At 49.8% G+C, this 16113-nt stretch carries 15 protein-coding genes, 2 tRNA genes and 1 rRNA gene; 16 read left to right on the top strand and 2 right to left on the bottom strand.

The genetic code is table 11. From position 1 onward, the window contains the following. Nucleotides 1-188: 188 nt before the first annotated feature. From rrf to AC6ESO_RS24860, 14 genes are all read left to right on the top strand, one after another. Nucleotides 189-305: ribosomal RNA gene (gene rrf / locus AC6ESO_RS24925) — 5S ribosomal RNA — on the top strand. A gap of 154 nt (nucleotides 306-459) precedes the next feature. Further along, nucleotides 460-1731 carry a putative glycoside hydrolase gene (locus AC6ESO_RS24920; RefSeq protein ID WP_497093754.1) on the top strand — a complete coding sequence of 424 codons (1272 nt, stop codon included), beginning with the start codon at nucleotides 460-462 and terminating at the stop codon, nucleotides 1729-1731. Nucleotides 1732-1877: 146 nt separating this feature from the next. Further along, on the top strand, nucleotides 1878-3335 hold the full coding sequence (guaB, locus tag AC6ESO_RS24915; protein ID WP_494822324.1) for an IMP dehydrogenase: 1458 nt from the start codon (nucleotides 1878-1880) through the stop codon (nucleotides 3333-3335). A 162-nt stretch (nucleotides 3336-3497) separates the two neighbouring features. After that, complete coding sequence (locus AC6ESO_RS24910; protein WP_497093753.1) at nucleotides 3498-4781, top strand: D-alanyl-D-alanine carboxypeptidase family protein; 1284 nt, start codon at nucleotides 3498-3500, stop codon at nucleotides 4779-4781. 147 nt (nucleotides 4782-4928) lie between these two features. Beyond that, on the top strand, nucleotides 4929-5810 hold the full coding sequence (gene pdxS / locus AC6ESO_RS24905; RefSeq protein WP_091225284.1) for a pyridoxal 5'-phosphate synthase lyase subunit PdxS: 882 nt from the start codon (nucleotides 4929-4931) through the stop codon (nucleotides 5808-5810). A gap of 23 nt (nucleotides 5811-5833) precedes the next feature. After that, on the top strand, nucleotides 5834-6418 hold the full coding sequence (gene pdxT, locus AC6ESO_RS24900) for a pyridoxal 5'-phosphate synthase glutaminase subunit PdxT (protein ID WP_497093752.1): 585 nt from the start codon (nucleotides 5834-5836) through the stop codon (nucleotides 6416-6418). A gap of 121 nt (nucleotides 6419-6539) precedes the next feature. Then, nucleotides 6540-7820: a serine--tRNA ligase gene (serS, locus tag AC6ESO_RS24895; protein WP_497093751.1), complete on the top strand. Its 1281-nt coding sequence runs from the start codon at nucleotides 6540-6542 to the stop codon at nucleotides 7818-7820. Nucleotides 7821-7930: 110 nt separating this feature from the next. After that, nucleotides 7931-8019: transfer RNA gene (locus tag AC6ESO_RS24890), tRNA-Ser, on the top strand. A 127-nt stretch (nucleotides 8020-8146) separates the two neighbouring features. Further along, nucleotides 8147-8497 (top strand): hypothetical protein, encoded by a 351-nt coding sequence (locus AC6ESO_RS24885; protein ID WP_494822320.1) that lies wholly within the window; start codon nucleotides 8147-8149, stop codon nucleotides 8495-8497. Nucleotides 8498-8560: 63 nt separating this feature from the next. Next, nucleotides 8561-8737 (top strand): hypothetical protein, encoded by a 177-nt coding sequence (locus tag AC6ESO_RS24880; protein ID WP_494822319.1) that lies wholly within the window; start codon nucleotides 8561-8563, stop codon nucleotides 8735-8737. Between the two features lie 31 nt (nucleotides 8738-8768). Further along, nucleotides 8769-8918, top strand: a complete 150-nt coding sequence (locus AC6ESO_RS24875) for a small acid-soluble spore protein P (protein WP_497093750.1) — start codon at nucleotides 8769-8771, stop codon at nucleotides 8916-8918. Nucleotides 8919-9078: 160 nt separating this feature from the next. Further along, complete coding sequence (locus tag AC6ESO_RS24870; RefSeq protein WP_497093749.1) at nucleotides 9079-10152, top strand: hypothetical protein; 1074 nt, start codon at nucleotides 9079-9081, stop codon at nucleotides 10150-10152. 40 nt (nucleotides 10153-10192) lie between these two features. Then, entirely contained in the window at nucleotides 10193-11671 is a 1479-nt protein-coding gene (locus AC6ESO_RS24865) for a methyl-accepting chemotaxis protein (protein WP_497093748.1), read from the top strand. A 129-nt stretch (nucleotides 11672-11800) separates the two neighbouring features. Then, the gene (locus AC6ESO_RS24860) at nucleotides 11801-12397 is read left to right on the top strand and encodes a Gmad2 immunoglobulin-like domain-containing protein (protein ID WP_497093747.1); all 597 of its coding nucleotides are present in this window, start codon (nucleotides 11801-11803) and stop codon (nucleotides 12395-12397) included. 82 nt (nucleotides 12398-12479) lie between these two features. Here the strand turns inward: AC6ESO_RS24860 and AC6ESO_RS24855 are convergent. Beyond that, nucleotides 12480-12556: transfer RNA gene (locus AC6ESO_RS24855), tRNA-Arg, on the bottom strand. 251 nt (nucleotides 12557-12807) lie between these two features. On the opposite strand from AC6ESO_RS24855, the gene AC6ESO_RS24850 reads away from it, so the two are divergent. Next, nucleotides 12808-13080, top strand: coding sequence for a Spo0E family sporulation regulatory protein-aspartic acid phosphatase (locus tag AC6ESO_RS24850; protein WP_494822313.1), 273 nt, complete (start codon nucleotides 12808-12810; stop codon nucleotides 13078-13080). Here AC6ESO_RS24850 and tadA read toward each other — a convergent pair. Further along, the gene (tadA, locus tag AC6ESO_RS24845) at nucleotides 12986-13471 is read right to left on the bottom strand and encodes a tRNA adenosine(34) deaminase TadA (RefSeq protein ID WP_497093746.1); all 486 of its coding nucleotides are present in this window, start codon (nucleotides 13469-13471) and stop codon (nucleotides 12986-12988) included. The two genes, AC6ESO_RS24850 and tadA, sit on opposite strands and share 95 nt — an antisense overlap. 346 nt (nucleotides 13472-13817) lie before the next feature. Between tadA and AC6ESO_RS24840 the strand changes: the two genes are divergently transcribed. Then, nucleotides 13818-16070, top strand: coding sequence for a PAS domain S-box protein (locus AC6ESO_RS24840; protein WP_497093745.1), 2253 nt, complete (start codon nucleotides 13818-13820; stop codon nucleotides 16068-16070). The last annotated feature ends 43 nt before the right edge of the window (nucleotides 16071-16113 follow it).

The raw sequence follows: 16113 nt of genomic DNA, 5'->3' as shown, positions 1-16113 counted from the left end.
GGTTCGAGGTGGAAGTGCAGCAATGCATGCAGCTGACGAATACTAATCGGTCGAGGGCTTATCCTACGAACATTCGCTCGGATGTTCAACTTCGGATCAAGATCAGCTAAATGAAGACCTTCGCAAAGGTTCGTATCCAGTTTTCAAGGCGCAAGCTTTGTACAGAGTATCGCTAACGCGACTCACCGTTTGGTGGCGATGGCGGAGGGGAACCACGCGTACCCATCCCGAACACGACCGTTAAGCCCTCCAGCGCCGATGGTACTTGGACCGCAGGGTCCTGGGAGAGTAGGACGTTGCCAAGCACGATGAACCGACCGTATGTATACGGTCGGTTTTTTGTTGTGTTTTTATCTTATGTTTTTACCAATGCTGGGTATATCTCCTACACAAATGTATGGAAGGGCGAGCACATACTACTGGTAACGTAGTCATTCAACGTACTGGGGGTGCTAGCTGATGATGGTGATGGACGGTATGAAGAAGATGAGCATGGCGTTTGTTTTGTCGGGGCTGATCGTTTGTACAGGATGCAATTCGGCTGATCGACATGATCAAATCAGTCTTCCTCCATTAAAGCAACAAAGTCAAACCAACACCGATCTCCAACAACTGACTGTAAAGCATAAAGGCAAAATAGCCCCTAGAATGAAAACCACAACGCAGCTCCGGACGAGTGAAGCGGCTGCTAGTAATCCATCCATTGCTGCGACATCTCGCAAGATTCATAAGCCCGAGCAGCCGGTTCGCGGGATTTATGTATCCGGCTGGGTTGCTGGCAGTAAGAAAAGGATGAATGCTCTCATTGATCTGTTAGATAAAACAGACCTAAACGCCATGGTGATTGATGTGAAGAACGATTACGGGCAATTAACGTATGACTCCGCGCTGCCGGCTGTGCATGCGATTGGGGCTGACCGCCACGTGGCGATAGCGGATATCGAAGGGTTGATAACGAAGCTGAAGGCGAAACACATCTACGTCATCGGAAGAATAGTGACCTTCAAAGACCCTCTCTATGCGAAGATGCACCCTAGTATGGCGTTGCAGAAACAAGGAGGCGGCGTGTGGAGAGACATGCAAGGAAAGGCATGGCTGAATCCTTTTCAGAAACAGGTACGTCAATATAACGCTGCGATCGCAGGGGAAGCAGCAACTAAAGGCTTTGATGAGATTCAATTCGACTACGTGCGTTTTCCCGATAACGGGGCAAAGGTGGATCGAGAAGTAAGTTATGGTAATCGTGGAGGGAGAACGAAGTCCGATGTGATTTCCTATTTTCTCCGTCAGGCAAGAACGAGTGTGCATAAATCCGGGGCCAGAGTATCCGCAGACGTATTCGGATTAGTAACCTCTTCTACGAATGATATGGGGATCGGCCAATCGTGGCGGGCGGTTTCGGGTGCAGTGGATGTCATTTCGCCAATGACCTACCCATCGCATTATTCCACAGGCATGTATGGAGTGAAACAGCCGGATATCAATCCATACCCGATTATCAAGCAGGCGATGGTGGATGCAAAACGGCGCAATGCAATCATCCAAAGCAGTGGTGGCCAATCAACGGCAACGATTCGGCCCTGGCTGCAAAGTTTTACGGCGAGATGGGTTCATCCGCATCAGCGATATGGTTCCGCGCAGGTGAATAAGCAAATCCAAGCAGCACGTGAGCAAGGAATCCATGAATTTCTGCTGTGGAGCTCCAATTGCAAGTATGATTATCGTTCGTAATATGGACAAATTCCCCCTACTCCCTTTGCCTTGACAGCCCCCTACCCCTCTGCTAATATTGCAATAATATACGCGAGCCTATTCAAAAACTACGGTTTTTGCGGGCTCGTTTTGGGAACGTAAATTGCAAGAGGAGGAACAAGTCTGTGTGGGAAAATAAATTCGCCAAAGAAGGATTAACCTTCGATGACGTACTGTTAGTGCCGCGTAAATCGGAAGTATTGCCGAGGGAAGTAGATGTATCCGTCACATTAAGCCCGAATGTAAAGCTGAACATTCCGCTGATGAGTGCGGGAATGGACACGGTAACAGAGGCAAAGCTTGCAATTGCTATGGCGCGCGAAGGCGGCATCGGTATTATTCATAAAAACATGTCTATTGCTCAACAAGCGGAAGAAGTAGATCGTGTAAAACGTTCGGAGAGCGGCGTTATCACGAATCCTTTCTCGCTTACAGCTGACCACCATGTGTACGATGCAGAGGAATTGATGGGCAAGTACCGGATCTCCGGCGTGCCTGTCGTAGATCAGAATAAGAAGCTGGTCGGGATCATTACGAACCGCGACCTTCGTTTCATTCATGATTACTCCATCAAAATCAGCGAAGTCATGACGAAAGACAATCTCGTTACGGCGCCTGTAGGTACAACGCTGCAGCAAGCAGAGATCCTGCTGCAGAAGCATAAAATCGAGAAGCTTCCTTTGGTGGATGAAACCAACACACTTAAAGGACTTATCACGATTAAAGATATCGAGAAAGCTATTCAATTCCCGCATTCGGCAAAGGACCGTCAAGGACGTTTGCTATGCGGCGCTGCTGTCGGTATTGCGAAAGATACACCGGAACGTGCAGAAGCGCTTGTTAACGCTGGCGTTGACGTGCTTGTCATTGATACAGCTCACGGTCATCAGAAGAACGTTATCGAGATGGTGCGTTTGCTTCGCAGCAAGTACGAGGACCTCACTATTGTGGCCGGTAACGTAGCTACAGGCGAAGGTACACGTGATTTGATCCAAGCAGGAGCTTCCGTTATTAAAGTAGGTATGGGACCTGGTTCCATTTGTACGACTCGTATTATTGCGGGTATCGGTGTTCCGCAAATTACGGCAATCTATGATTGTGCATCGGTTGCGCGCGAATATAATGTTCCGATCATTGCAGACGGCGGCATTAAGTACTCCGGTGATGTAACGAAAGCAATCGCTTCGGGTGCCAGTGCGATTATGATCGGCAGCCTGTTTGCCGGTACAGAAGAAAGCCCGGGCGAATCGGAAATCTATCAAGGTCGCCGCTTCAAGGTTTACCGCGGTATGGGCTCTATCGGCGCTATGAAAGAAGGCAGCAAGGACCGTTACTTCCAAGAGAACGAGAACAAACTCGTTCCGGAAGGTATTGAAGGCCGCGTTGCTTATAAAGGACCATTGGCAGATACGGTTCATCAGCTTATTGGCGGACTTCGTTCCGGTATGGGCTACTGCGGAGCATCTAATATCGATGCGCTGAAGAACGACACGCAATTCGTACGGATTACGAACGCCGGCTTGCGTGAAAGCCATCCGCATGATGTTCAAATCACGAAAGAAGCACCAAACTACTCGTTGTAATCGAATCTGCTGCAGCGTTTATATTTACCTAGCAGCATAAAGTAGAACTGCCCGGCAGGAAGATGGTGGGAATCACCGTTTTCCTGTCTTTCTTTTTTTAGTAACAGCACTCTTTGTGTTACAATACTAGAGAGAATGCATGATAGAAGAGGAGAGAAGACGTTGAAACCGAAAAAGGGCTGGGTACGCTTTGTACCGACCATTTGCGCGACCGTAATTGCCACCATGCTCACTGTTAATTTAGGTTCCCACACTACTTATGCCGCAGAAGTGACTCCGAACCCGCTGGGAATAGAAGCTCGTTCAGCTGTCCTCATAGATGCAGATACCGGACAAGTGCTTTATGCCGTAGATGCCGACACCGCTTATCCGCCGGCAAGTATGACGAAGCTGATGACGGAGTATCTCGTGCTCGAAGAGATTACGGCAGGCCGCTTGAAGCTGACAGATATGGTAACGACTTCGAAAGAAGCTTCTGACATTCCTCCCGATGGTTCCGCAATTTACTTGGCTGAAGGGGATGTACATTCGGTCAAAGATTTATATATGGCGATGGCTGTCCAGTCCGCCAATGACGCTACAATTGCGCTTGCCGATCACATTTCCGGCACTGAGCAAGCTTTTGTCGTGAAAATGAACGAGACTGCGAAGACGCTTGGGCTTACTACGGCTCATTTTACAAGTGCGACAGGTCTTGCGGAAACGACCGTTATTTCTGCAGGCGACTTGGCTAAATTCGCAAGTATTCTGGTAAAGAAGCACCCTGAATTCCTCGAGTTCGCAAGCACGCCAAGCTACAGATTCCGTGCACGCGACAAAACAGAGATGATCAACCTGAACTGGATGCTGGAAACAAACAAGAACGTGCAATCATTCAAGCAATTTGCTTATCCGGGTGTAGATGGCATGAAAACCGGTTATATCGGTGCGGCAGGTTACTGCTTCACAGGAACTGCGAAGCGCGGCGATTTGCGGTTGATTTCGGTTGTTATGGATACCGCTTCTAAATCCGCTCGTTTCGTCCAAACGGCGAAACTGTTTGACTACGGATTTAATAATTTCGAGAAAAAGACGATTGTTGCGCCGAAGACGGTTGTAGAAACGGCAAAGACGGTCAAAATAAAGAAGGGTAAATCGAAGGAAGTGCCGATCATGACGGCGTCCGACGTGACATTCCTTGTGAAAAAGAACGCAACGCCGAGCATTGAGCTGAAAAATGTTACGTTGAAATCGGAAGATGAGCTTGTTGCTCCGATTGCAAACGGGCAAGAAGTCGGCACGGCTACGTACACGTATAAAGATCCGGATACAGGCAAGTCCATCGAGAAAACAGTGAAGCTGATTACTTCCGAGGAAGTGAAGAAGGCTAGCTGGTGGCGTCTGATGTTCCGCGCACTTGGCGGCTTTATCTCCGGCTTGTTTAAAGGGATCGTTGATTTGTTCTAGATAAATGAATAGGCAACCCGTTTACTTTGAATTGATGGTTGTCGATTTTTCTTCTATGATGTAAAATTATTGGTTAGAGCTAGCTAGTCCGGAACGATTCACATTCACGGATGACAGTGCAAAAACTTTTTGGGAGGATTCACGAACATGGAAACAGGAACTTCACGCGTAAAACGCGGTATGGCTGAAATGCAAAAAGGCGGCGTCATTATGGACGTTGCGAATGCTGAGCAAGCAAAGATTGCTGAAGCGGCAGGCGCAACGGCAGTTATGGCCCTTGAGCGTGTACCTTCTGATATTCGTGCTGCAGGCGGCGTTGCCCGCATGGGAGATCCGACAATACTTGAAGAAGTAATGAAGGTTGTTTCGATCCCGGTAATGGCGAAAGCGCGTATCGGGCATTATGTAGAAGCTCGCGTATTGGAAGCACTAGGTGCGGACTATATCGATGAGAGCGAAGTGCTCACGCCGGCAGACGAAGTATTCCATATCGACAAACGCGAGTTCACTGTACCATTCGTGTGCGGCGCGAAAGATCTTGGAGAGGCGCTTCGCCGTATTCAAGAAGGCGCAGCAATGATGCGTACAAAAGGCGAGCCGGGAACAGGCAACATCGTGGAAGCGGTTCGTCATATCCGTTTGATCACAGGTCAAATCCGTAAAGTTCAAAACCTGTCTAAGGACGAGCTGTACGCAGAAGCTAAGAATCTTGGCGTAAACTATGACTTGCTTCTGGAAGTTCACCAATCAGGTAAACTGCCGGTCGTTAACTTTGCGGCAGGCGGCGTAGCAACTCCTTCCGATGCAGCGCTTATGATGCACCTTGGTGCAGACGGCGTATTCGTGGGATCGGGTATCTTCAAATCCGATAACCCGGAGAGATTCGCTCGCGCAATCGTTGAAGCTACAACACACTACACAGACTACAAGCTGATCGCAGAAGTGTCCAAGAACCTTGGCGCTCCTATGAAAGGTATTGAAATTTCGAAGCTGAACGCTTCCGAGCGTATGCAGGATCGCGGCTGGTAATATCGGAAAGAAGGCATGAACCGATGAGGATTGGTGTATTGGCGCTTCAAGGCGCCGTTGCGGAACATATACGAAGCATTGAAGCTGCGGGTGGCGAAGGCATCGCTATAAAGCGGACGGAACAGCTGGAAGAGCTGGACGGTCTCATCATTCCCGGCGGAGAAAGCACAACGATTGGTAAGCTGATGCGTCAGTACGGCTTTATCGATGCGATTCGTCAATTCTCCGAGCAAGGCAAGCCGATCTTCGGCACCTGTGCAGGTCTCATCGTACTTGCAAGCCGTATTGAAGGCCAAGAGGATGCGCATTTGCAGTTGATGGACATGACCGTCGCTCGCAACGCATTCGGCCGTCAACGCGAAAGCTTCGAGACGGATTTGCCGATTAAAGGGATCGATGAGCCGGTGCGTGCGGTATTTATCCGTGCGCCGCTGATCAAAGAAGTATCGCCAAACGTGGATGTTCTATCGACGTACAATGGCGAAATTGTAACGGCACGCCAAGGGCATTTGCTGGCTTCGTCCTATCATCCGGAATTGACAGACGATTATCGTCTTCATGCGTATTTCCTCGATATGGCGAAAGAAGCGGCTGCGGCTAAAGAATAACGGGAGAAAGACTGCGAATGCGCAGTCTTTTTGCCGTTTGGGCTATAGTGGTATCGCTATCCGTATGAATGGCGCTGCAAGAGGCAATAAATGAAAATGATGAAGAGAGGGGTTACCTTTCGTGTTAGATGTTAAATTGATGCGTAATGATTTCGCTAAAGTAGAGCAAGCCTTGAAGAATCGCGGCAAATCACTTGATTTGATTGAGGGTTTCCCTGCGCTGGATGGCAAATGGCGCGATATGCTGCAGGAGACGGAGCAGCTGAAGAACCGTCGCAACACGGTATCGCAAGAGGTTGCGAAGCTGAAGAAGAGCGGCGGAGACGCGGAAGCGCTCATTCTTGAGATGCGCGAAGTCGGTGACCGCATTAAGGTGCTGGATGAAGAGATTCGTATTGCGGAAGCTGAAATTGCGGATCTTATGCTCGCGATCCCGAACATACCGAATGAGTCGGTACCTGTAGGTGCATCCGAAGAAGAGAATGTGGAGATTCGCCGTCATGGGGAAGTGCCTACGTTTGATTTTGAGCCGAAGGCGCATTTTGAAGTGGCACAGGATCTCGGGATTCTGGACTTCGAGCGTGCGGCGAAAGTAACCGGTTCGCGTTTCGTGTTCTACCGCGGTCTGGGCGCTCGACTGGAGCGTGCACTGATTAACTTTATGATGGACTTACATAGTGATGAGCATGGCTATGAAGAAGTGCTGCCGCCTTATATCGTTAACCGCGACAGCTTGATCGGAACCGGCCAGCTGCCGAAGTTCGAAGAAGATCTCTTCAAGATTGCGGATACGGAGTATTACCTGATTCCAACAGCAGAAGTACCGGTGACGAACATCCATCGCGAGGAAATTCTGTCTGCGGAAGATCTGCCGAAGAACTTCGTGGCCTACAGCGCGTGCTTCCGTTCGGAAGCCGGTTCTGCCGGACGCGATACTCGCGGTCTTATCCGCCAGCATCAATTCAACAAGATTGAGCTGGTGAAGCTGGTTAAGCCCGAGGACTCCTATGCAGAGCTCGAGAAGCTCACTGCTAACGCCGAGAGAGTGCTGCAGCTGCTTGGACTGCCTTACCGCGTGCTGACGCTCTGCACAGGCGATATGGGCTTTACATCGGCTAAGACGTACGATCTTGAAGTGTGGATCCCAAGCGGCGGCACGTACCGCGAGATTTCCTCCTGCTCGAACTTCGAGGACTTCCAGGCGCGCCGCGCGAACATTCGCTACCGTCCGGAAGCGAAGAGCAAGCCGGAATTCGTGCACACGCTGAATGGCTCGGGACTTGCGGTAGGGCGTACGGTTGCCGCGATTCTGGAGAACTTCCAGCAAGCTGACGGCACGGTTATTGTACCGGAAGTGCTGCGTCCTTACATGGGCGGATTAGACGTTATCGGACCGCGTTAATACGAGCTTAACTATAACTGGACCGCAGACGTAATTTGGAGTTGCTTATCCGAATTCGTCTGTGGTACAATACATCTTGTGACCTTTTGAAACAGGTGACTTTATAAGATGGAGAGGTACCGAAGCGGTCATAACGGGGCGGTCTTGAAAACCGTTAGGGGGCAACTCCACGTGGGTTCGAATCCCACCCTCTCCGCCATAACTCTTACCACACAGCGCTCAAGCGAATCATTCGCTTGGGCGCTTTTTTCCTATTTGCTTAAACGCTGCAAGCCGCATAAAAAGGCATCCAAAGCCGCATATTATCGGCATGGAGGTGGTAAGCGATGAGCAAACACGACGACGAGTTGTCGATTGATCAACAGCAGCTGACAGCAGCATGGCAGCGTACGCTGCCAGAGACGATTCATACTGCAGACCGCGCTGAGGTTCTGCCGGATGAGGCGGATCCTAAAGCTCTACGCGTCACGATTCATACAGCAGGACACCAGATGTACACGTTTGATTTTAAAGTGACCTATGTTGACAGCCGCGAAATTCAAACAACGCTAATCGATGTGGAAAAAGACGGACGAACGGTGGATGAGCGCACGGACATTATTCAACAGCTCGTGCAGGATTATACCCGCCATATTCATGAGTGCGCACAGGCACTGCACGGGCTGACGCATGCTTAGCGGAGGTGGAGCCTAACACCCGGCAAGGGCTGTACGCAAAGCGAAAGGCAGGAGATGCAGGCAATGACGAAGGCTAAAGGAAGCGCAGATAAAAATTTAAGCAATGTCGTAGAAGATTTGGATCAGAACCCGGTCAACAGCCATCATGCGCAGCAACTGCAGCAGGATACGAATGATCGCAGGCATCAGGATCAATTGAATCATGATGAACCTTCTGATCTGCTACACTCCCGGAGTTAACCCGACTATTTGATTAGAGAGGTGCTATGTAATGGGTAAACCCAAGAATGTTCCTGTACCTAATCCATATGAGCGGAACTCCAAGTCCCGTTCACCGGACTCTCATCAGCAAGAGCCCCTATCCGGATCAAAGAAAACGAAGCAGGCTAATCATGTGAGCCACCACAATCCGGAAGGGTAAACGGCCGCTGCTATACAATTAACGTTCAGCCCTCGGAAGCCGGAGATTCTTCGGTTGCCGGGGGTTTTTGCGCATGCGGTCATGCCATCATTTTAACCTTTCGGATTGGGACGGGATGGGGTAAAATTGAAGGTGCTCATATGAGGAGAGGGGTTCTGAAATGAAATTGTTTAAACGGGGAACAGCCGCGCTGCTCGTGGCTTCGCTGGCCGTTCTGGCTGGGTGCAGCTCAGCGGCATCGCCTAAAGATGCGATGATGGATGCGATGGCTAACAATCAGAAAGCAACTAGCATGACATATAAGGGTACATTGACCATTAACGATTTGGTGCTGCCTCCGGCGGCGGCAGATGCTGCAGGGAAAGCGAATTCGGCCATGACAACGATGATGCTTTCACTCTTGAAAGGTGCTGTCATCAACGTACATGGTTCGGTTCAGAAGTCGCCGCAACGCGCGGAACTTACGATGGATATTGCGCTTGGCAGCGGCGATGTGAAACTGAACGCATCCATTCCGATGATCATTACGGAGGATAAAACATGGATTAAAGTCCCGCAAATTCCGGGGCTTCCGCTACCGGAGAGCATTGCAGGCAAATTCGTGGAAATCGATATGAAGAAGCTTGAGCAGGAGCAAGGTGCTGCCGATGTTGCGGCCTCCCCTGAAGCGGGACAAGATCTCCTGAAGGCGCTGGTTGACAGCTTAGATGAGAAAACGTACTTCAGCGAGCCTGAAGCCGCGGATGTGAAAGGTTTGGCTGCCGATCATAAAGTCGATCAGCTCGTTCGCTTCTCGATTAACGAGAAGAATGTTGAAGCTGCATGGACGGCCATTATGGAGAAGGCGGCGCCGCAGATCATTGATATTTTGCTCAAAAACGAGGCTTACATGAAGCTGTTCAAGCTGAATAAGGCCGACCTGGAGGCTGCCAAGAAGGAGCTGGATGGCAAAGAGGACGGAAAGGTCAAAGCAGCTGTTGAAGAGATGAAGAAAACGATCAAGATTAATCAGCTGGACGTGACCGGCGGAATTGCAGACGATTATTTGACTTATGAGGGCATGGACCTGAATGTGGAGTCGACTGATTCCGCACAAGGAATGAAGCTTGGCATTCATTTCGACCTCTCCTTGGACGATATAAATAAGGAGATTAAATTTGAGTATGAGCTGCCGAAAGACGCGGTGCCTGTAGAGAAGATCCAGGAGATGCTGGGCCTGCCAAGCGGCTCGTAGAACGGGTTTAATCCTACTTTGATATTGGGTAGGGGTTGGGATGATGACACAGTCAGAATTGCAGGTCGCGGATTTATTTTATCGAAATCGTATTGTGTTTATGGGGTTGATCGCGTCATCGATTATTTCGGTTGGCAGCGTGATCGGGCTGAATTTAATTCCGGGTATCGGTAAATGGATGATTCTCGCTATTTCCGTCGTGCTGCTCGCGGTTCTTGGGGTCATGCTGACGCGTAAGGCGGGAATGCACATTTTCCCTTACGTCGCTGTCGGCGGGAGTGCGGCACTGACGCTTTATCTAATGTTTGATGTCGTCTCGATTACGAATTTCTTCTCGGTCTATTACATTGTAGCCATTGCGGTTATTTATATGAGATGGACGCCGCTGCTGCTGGGACTCAGTATCGGATTGTTCATGAATATTTATGTGCTGATCGTACAAGGGCCGGAGCTTGCTGAACAGCTGAGTTCCAGCACGGCGATTGGGATCTTCGTTTACTTCGGACTTGTGAGCGCGCTTCTGATTGCGCTGGTTAAAGCGGGGAAGTATTTTGCCGCTCAAATGGAAACGATGCGTGCGCAGTCTGAGGTTGTCACGAAGCAGCAGACGGCTCAGAAAGTGCAATTGTTTGCGCAGGTGGAGTCGATTGCAAGCAACCTGATGCAAATCACGGAAGCCAGCGAAGCGAATCAAGCTTCGTTCCGCGAGATGACGCATGCTTTCCAGGAGATTACGGAAGGCGCGAACACACAGGCTTCCTCTACATCGGATATTTCGAGATTGGTGCAAGAAACGCATGATCGACTGGAGACAATGAACAACTCGCTTTATCAGCTTGAAACCCAGTCTTCGACAGCCAGCAGTTCTACTACAAGCGGCGGCGAGAAAATGGACGAGCTCTACGAGACGATCTTGCAGTTCCAGCACTCGGTTCAAAATATGTCCGAGCAGATGGCGGCTCTGGATGGCGTTATCGGCCACGTCAGCGAGTTTACGGAATCAATCGTCCGGATCGCGAGCGAAACGAACCTGCTCGCGCTTAACGCAAGCATCGAAGCGGCAAGAGCCGGCGAAACCGGTCGTGGTTTCGCTGTGGTAGCGGGTGAGGTGCGTAAGCTGGCTGAGCTCTCCGCTGGGACGGCAGATGCCATTTCGGAGCAGCTGGAGAGCATGCAGAAACAAGCGGACGCCACGCGGGGCTTGATGAACGGAATTGGCAAGCAGATGGCATCCAGCAGCCGAATCACGACCGATATGCGCGAAGCGTTCGTGGACGTGCGTCAAACGGTGGAGCAGCTTGCACAGTCGCTGGAGTATTATCGCGATAACATGACCGCGATCCGCGGTGCCAGCAGCTCGATCGAGAGCGCAACGGAGAACGTGGCTGCGGTTAGCCAGCAGTCCTCCGCCACGCTGGAGGAGTTGTCCGCAACGATTACTACGCTCGCGGAGCAAAACGAGCGTACGCTGCAGCGCATTAAGGAAACAAGCGGCTCCGTACAATCGCTGGTGGGTTAACTGGGAAAGCCTTCAACATTACTCGTGATGTTGGGGGCTTTTTTGCTTGGGTAAGTGTCGATGTTCCCGCATAGGATGTACTATCGGTAGACCAATTCGGGCGTTGCCCATGAAAAGAGTGTGAAGGCGATGAAGCATATTCGTGGATTCATAGTCGGTGCATTAGCCGGCAGTATGATCATGATGGCCATGCCGACAGTAGGTGCAGCGGTGAAGCAATATCTACTGGGCGATGCCGCTTACCCGATTGTGGTGAACGGTACAACCTACGAGGACGAGAGCCTGCCAATTATGAATTATAAGGGAAGCACCTATGTGCCGCTGCGAGCAGTGGGTGATTTGCTTGGTGCAGGCGTAGAGTGGAACAGCACGCTAAGGCAGGTGGAGATTTCCGCAAGTACCGGTGGATCGTCAACGCAAAATAATGCCTTCCGTAACGTCCAGGTCAGCGGGAGCGGGGGCAAGTATAAGGTAACAGGCGAGGCGAGAGTGTTCGAGGCGATGATGAATTATGCCGTGGAGGACGGACACAACTACTTGCTGGAGAAGAACTATATGCTTAGCGAAGGTGCGCCGGCCTGGTCGACATTCGAGCTTAGCATCGTGATTCCAGCGAATAAGCTGCCGAAGAACGGAACCTTAATGCTGCAGATCTTCGAGTATAGTGCGAAGGACGGCAGTAAGGTGAATGTGCTGAATATGCCGCTTGAGACGTTTATGGAGTGAGCGAGTGAGTGTGATTTCCGGCCAGTCTGTTCGCAAAAATAAAAAGAACCGTACAATTGTACGGTTCTGGACTCTTAAGCAATGGCGCGCCCGATACGATTCGAACGTACGACCTGCAGTTTAGGAAACTGTCGCTCTATCCTGCTGAGCTACGGGCGCGCGGCAAGGATAATAATAGCATGAATTTCAAATCAGGCGCAAGCAAGTCTATTAGTCCTAACACCGCCGCGAAGGAGTAAGTAAATAGTCCTGGAATAGGGACTTTCTGATGAATGGTGTCGAAACTTTACGCCATTATCGGGAGAAATTGTCGACAAGATTTTACAAAAATAATAGCTTGCACCATATATAATGAAATTAGTTACTAACTGTAACTAAGTAGATGCGATAGGAGATGTACCAAGGGCGTCATGAATGACAAAATGAACCTACTCCATGAGTTGCAGGTGCTTCGTACAAAGCTGTTTGAAATGGCTGAAGCCCGCGGAAGTTTAACTGACCCTGAGGTACTTGCAATAAGTGAAGCAGCAGATGAACTTATCGTAACGCTACAACAGATTCAGAAAGAAGAGCTGGTGTGCGATGCCACTAGATACGCTTTCTCAGACGACGGAAAAAGAGGGTTAATAAATCCGAACATTCTTGCTGCATCAGACCGCCAAGAAGCTCAGTCTCATGATTGAAGCGGGGCTCCTGCAGTAAATTCATTAACGTACCGGCGCAGCCTGCCTTGGGGTCGGTTGTGCCGTACACGACTTTTCGAATCCGACTCTGCACCAGTGCGCCCGCACACATCGGACAAGGCTCCAGCGTCACATAGAGCGTACAGTCCAGCAGCCGCCACGCATTCAAATGCTTGCTTGCCTCCCGAATGGCGATCATCTCCGCATGCGCGGTCGGATCTAAATTCGTCTCCCTTAGATTATAGCCCCTGCCGATCACTTCGCCATCCTTCACTATGACCGCGCCAATAGGCACCTCACCGATTTCTTCCGCTTTCTTCGCTTCCAGGATCGCTTCCTGCATCCACTTATAATCTTCTTCCCGAAAAAAAACCGTCCCGATTCCTGTCATGAATTAAGCCTCCAGCCCTGTTCTATATAATGAGTTGTACCCATTCGACGTTAATCGACTGTCGAATTGTGCCGCGAACAAATATTCGTTGTTAACAGGTTGTGCATAGATTTGTGGATAACTTTCGATTATTCACAGTTCTGTACACAAACTATTAACTTGGCCTGTGAATATGGGGAAAAACATGTGTATAACTATTGGTGATATCAACATAACGAGCGTCGGAACCGACCTCTTTTACACAGTTAACAGAGGAAATGATGCACAAGATTGCTTTCATTTTATGCCAATTATGGTATGATCCAAGTAGCTGTCCACAGGCTGGTGTTAAAGGATGTGTCGCATATTGTCGGTCAAAACTAAACTATCTGTCATGATTTCGTTGATTGTATTTGTGCTGCTCGTTCTAAATGTGATTCTGAACGAATATTCGACGCGGGTCAATCTAAGGAACGACATTCAGCTCAAAATGATGTCGATCAGTCAGCAGGTTGCGGCAAACGTCATTCAAAATACGAGAGAAGTCGAGTTTGTGCAAACCGTTTTGTCCGATAAGATGAAGTTGGCATCGTTCTCTGCTGCCAGTCAGCTGCCTTATCATGCCGACGAGGTTACGTACGAGCAGCTTAGACAGGTTTCGGAGCATGTCGGCGTCTCAAGTATGTCCTTGCTGAAGCAGAAAGGCGATAAGTACTACGTCGTTCAATCGACGAATCCGCCTGAGATCGGCGATGTCAGTAATGTTTGGGCCGCGCACAAATCCCAAACGATCGAGCAGGAGACGCTCGATTATGAGTTTTGGATAGGACCGGACAAGCTGACGCTGACCGATAATACCATTCTGGGTCAAGAAAGCTTTTATACCGACCGCAACTTGGACTACATCATTCGGTTTTATATGAAAAGCGATCAATTTACAGATCTTCGCAAGATTGCGCATACGACTTCATTGTTAGCAGAACTAAAGACGGGTAATCCGACGATACTGGAAATCACGGGATTTAATCCGGATTTGTTTGGCGTGGAGCCCATTAAGAAAATCCCTTCTATTATGAGCATCGAGCAGTTGAAGGACAGAGCGGTTTCGTTCGGCAGTTATGAATACGGAGAAATAGAGAAGGATAAGAAGAGTATTAAGGAATCGTTGCAGGGCAAAATGGTCTTCCGCGAAGAGACGATTAACGATCATGAGGTAATAAAGAGCTTTATTGCGCTAAAAGAACCAGTTCCTTACGTAATTGGACTTGTGTTCGACAAAAGGCCGATTATGAAGCTGACGGATGAACAACGCAATAATCAAATTTTTATTTCGATTGTGCTTCTGATTGTAGTTGTCTTCTGCAGCTATTGGTTATCGGATATTTTGCTGCGGCCGGTCCGTTCGATTCTGTGGAAAGTCAACGAGGTGTCCTTCGGGAGATTCGATGATACCATTGAGGTCAAGCGGAAGGACGAATTAGGACAGTTGGCGCAGCGCGTTAATGCGATGTCGAAGAACCTAAACATCTATATGACTAAGCTCAAAATGGCGTTCGAAGAGAACCGATCCATGAAAGAATATTTGGAATCATTCATTAATCATACAACAGATGCCATCCATGTCGTGGACTTGGAAGGCCGCATTACGCAGGTGAATCGGGCATTCGAGCAATTGTTCGGATATACGACGGAGGAGGCGCTTGGCCAGATGCTTCCGCTCGTTCCGGAGCATCTGTACGAAGAGGAGCAGAAGACGATGGAGCTGCTCAAATCGGGTAAACCGCTTGCGGCTCGGGAGACGCTGCGTGTAACGAAGAGCGGCGAATGGATATCCGTCAGTGCAACGACATCACCGATCCACGATAAGCATGGAGAGCTCCGTGCCATCGCGAGCATTACGCGCGATATGACAAGCCGCAATAAGATGGAGGAGCTGCTGCGCAGGTCGGAGAAGCTCACGACTGTCGGCCAATTGGCAGCCGGCGTAGCGCATGAGATTCGGAATCCGCTTACGACGCTGCGAGGGTTCCTACAGCTGCAGCTCGAAACCGAGAAGCTCAATACACGGCACGTGGATATTATGCTCTCGGAGCTCGATCGTATTAATTTGATCGTCAGCGAGTTTCTGATTCTGGCCAAACCGCAGGCGACACGCTTCGAGGTGAAGGATGTCCGCTTTATACTCGGCGATGTCATCTCCCTGCTCGATAGCCAGGCACATCTGTGCGATGTTGAGTTCGAGACGTATTTTGACCAAGAGAATTGCCGAATCTCGTGTGAAGAGAATCAGTTGAAGCAAGTGTTTATTAATGTACTCAAAAATGCGATCGAAGCGATGCCGGAAGGCGGGCGGATCACGATCGAAGCAAGGCGGCATGATCAGCATCATGTCAACGTATCCATTACGGATGAAGGTATCGGCATCCCCGAGGAGCGGATCGCGAAGCTGGGTGACCCGTTCTATACCGATAAGGATATGGGAACCGGGCTTGGTATCATGGTCAGCCAGCGCATTATTCAGACACATCACGGGATGCTGGAGATCAAGAGCAAAGTGAACGTGGGTACGACGGTGAACATTATGCTGCCGCTTAACAAAGAGCTGGCGCTCGAAGCTTAAGCAGTCCGGAAACATGGGATAGGAACAATCCATACAAGAAGGT

Source organism: Paenibacillus rhizoryzae, assembly GCF_059686995.1.
This window is presented reverse-complemented; position numbering and strand designations above follow the sequence as displayed.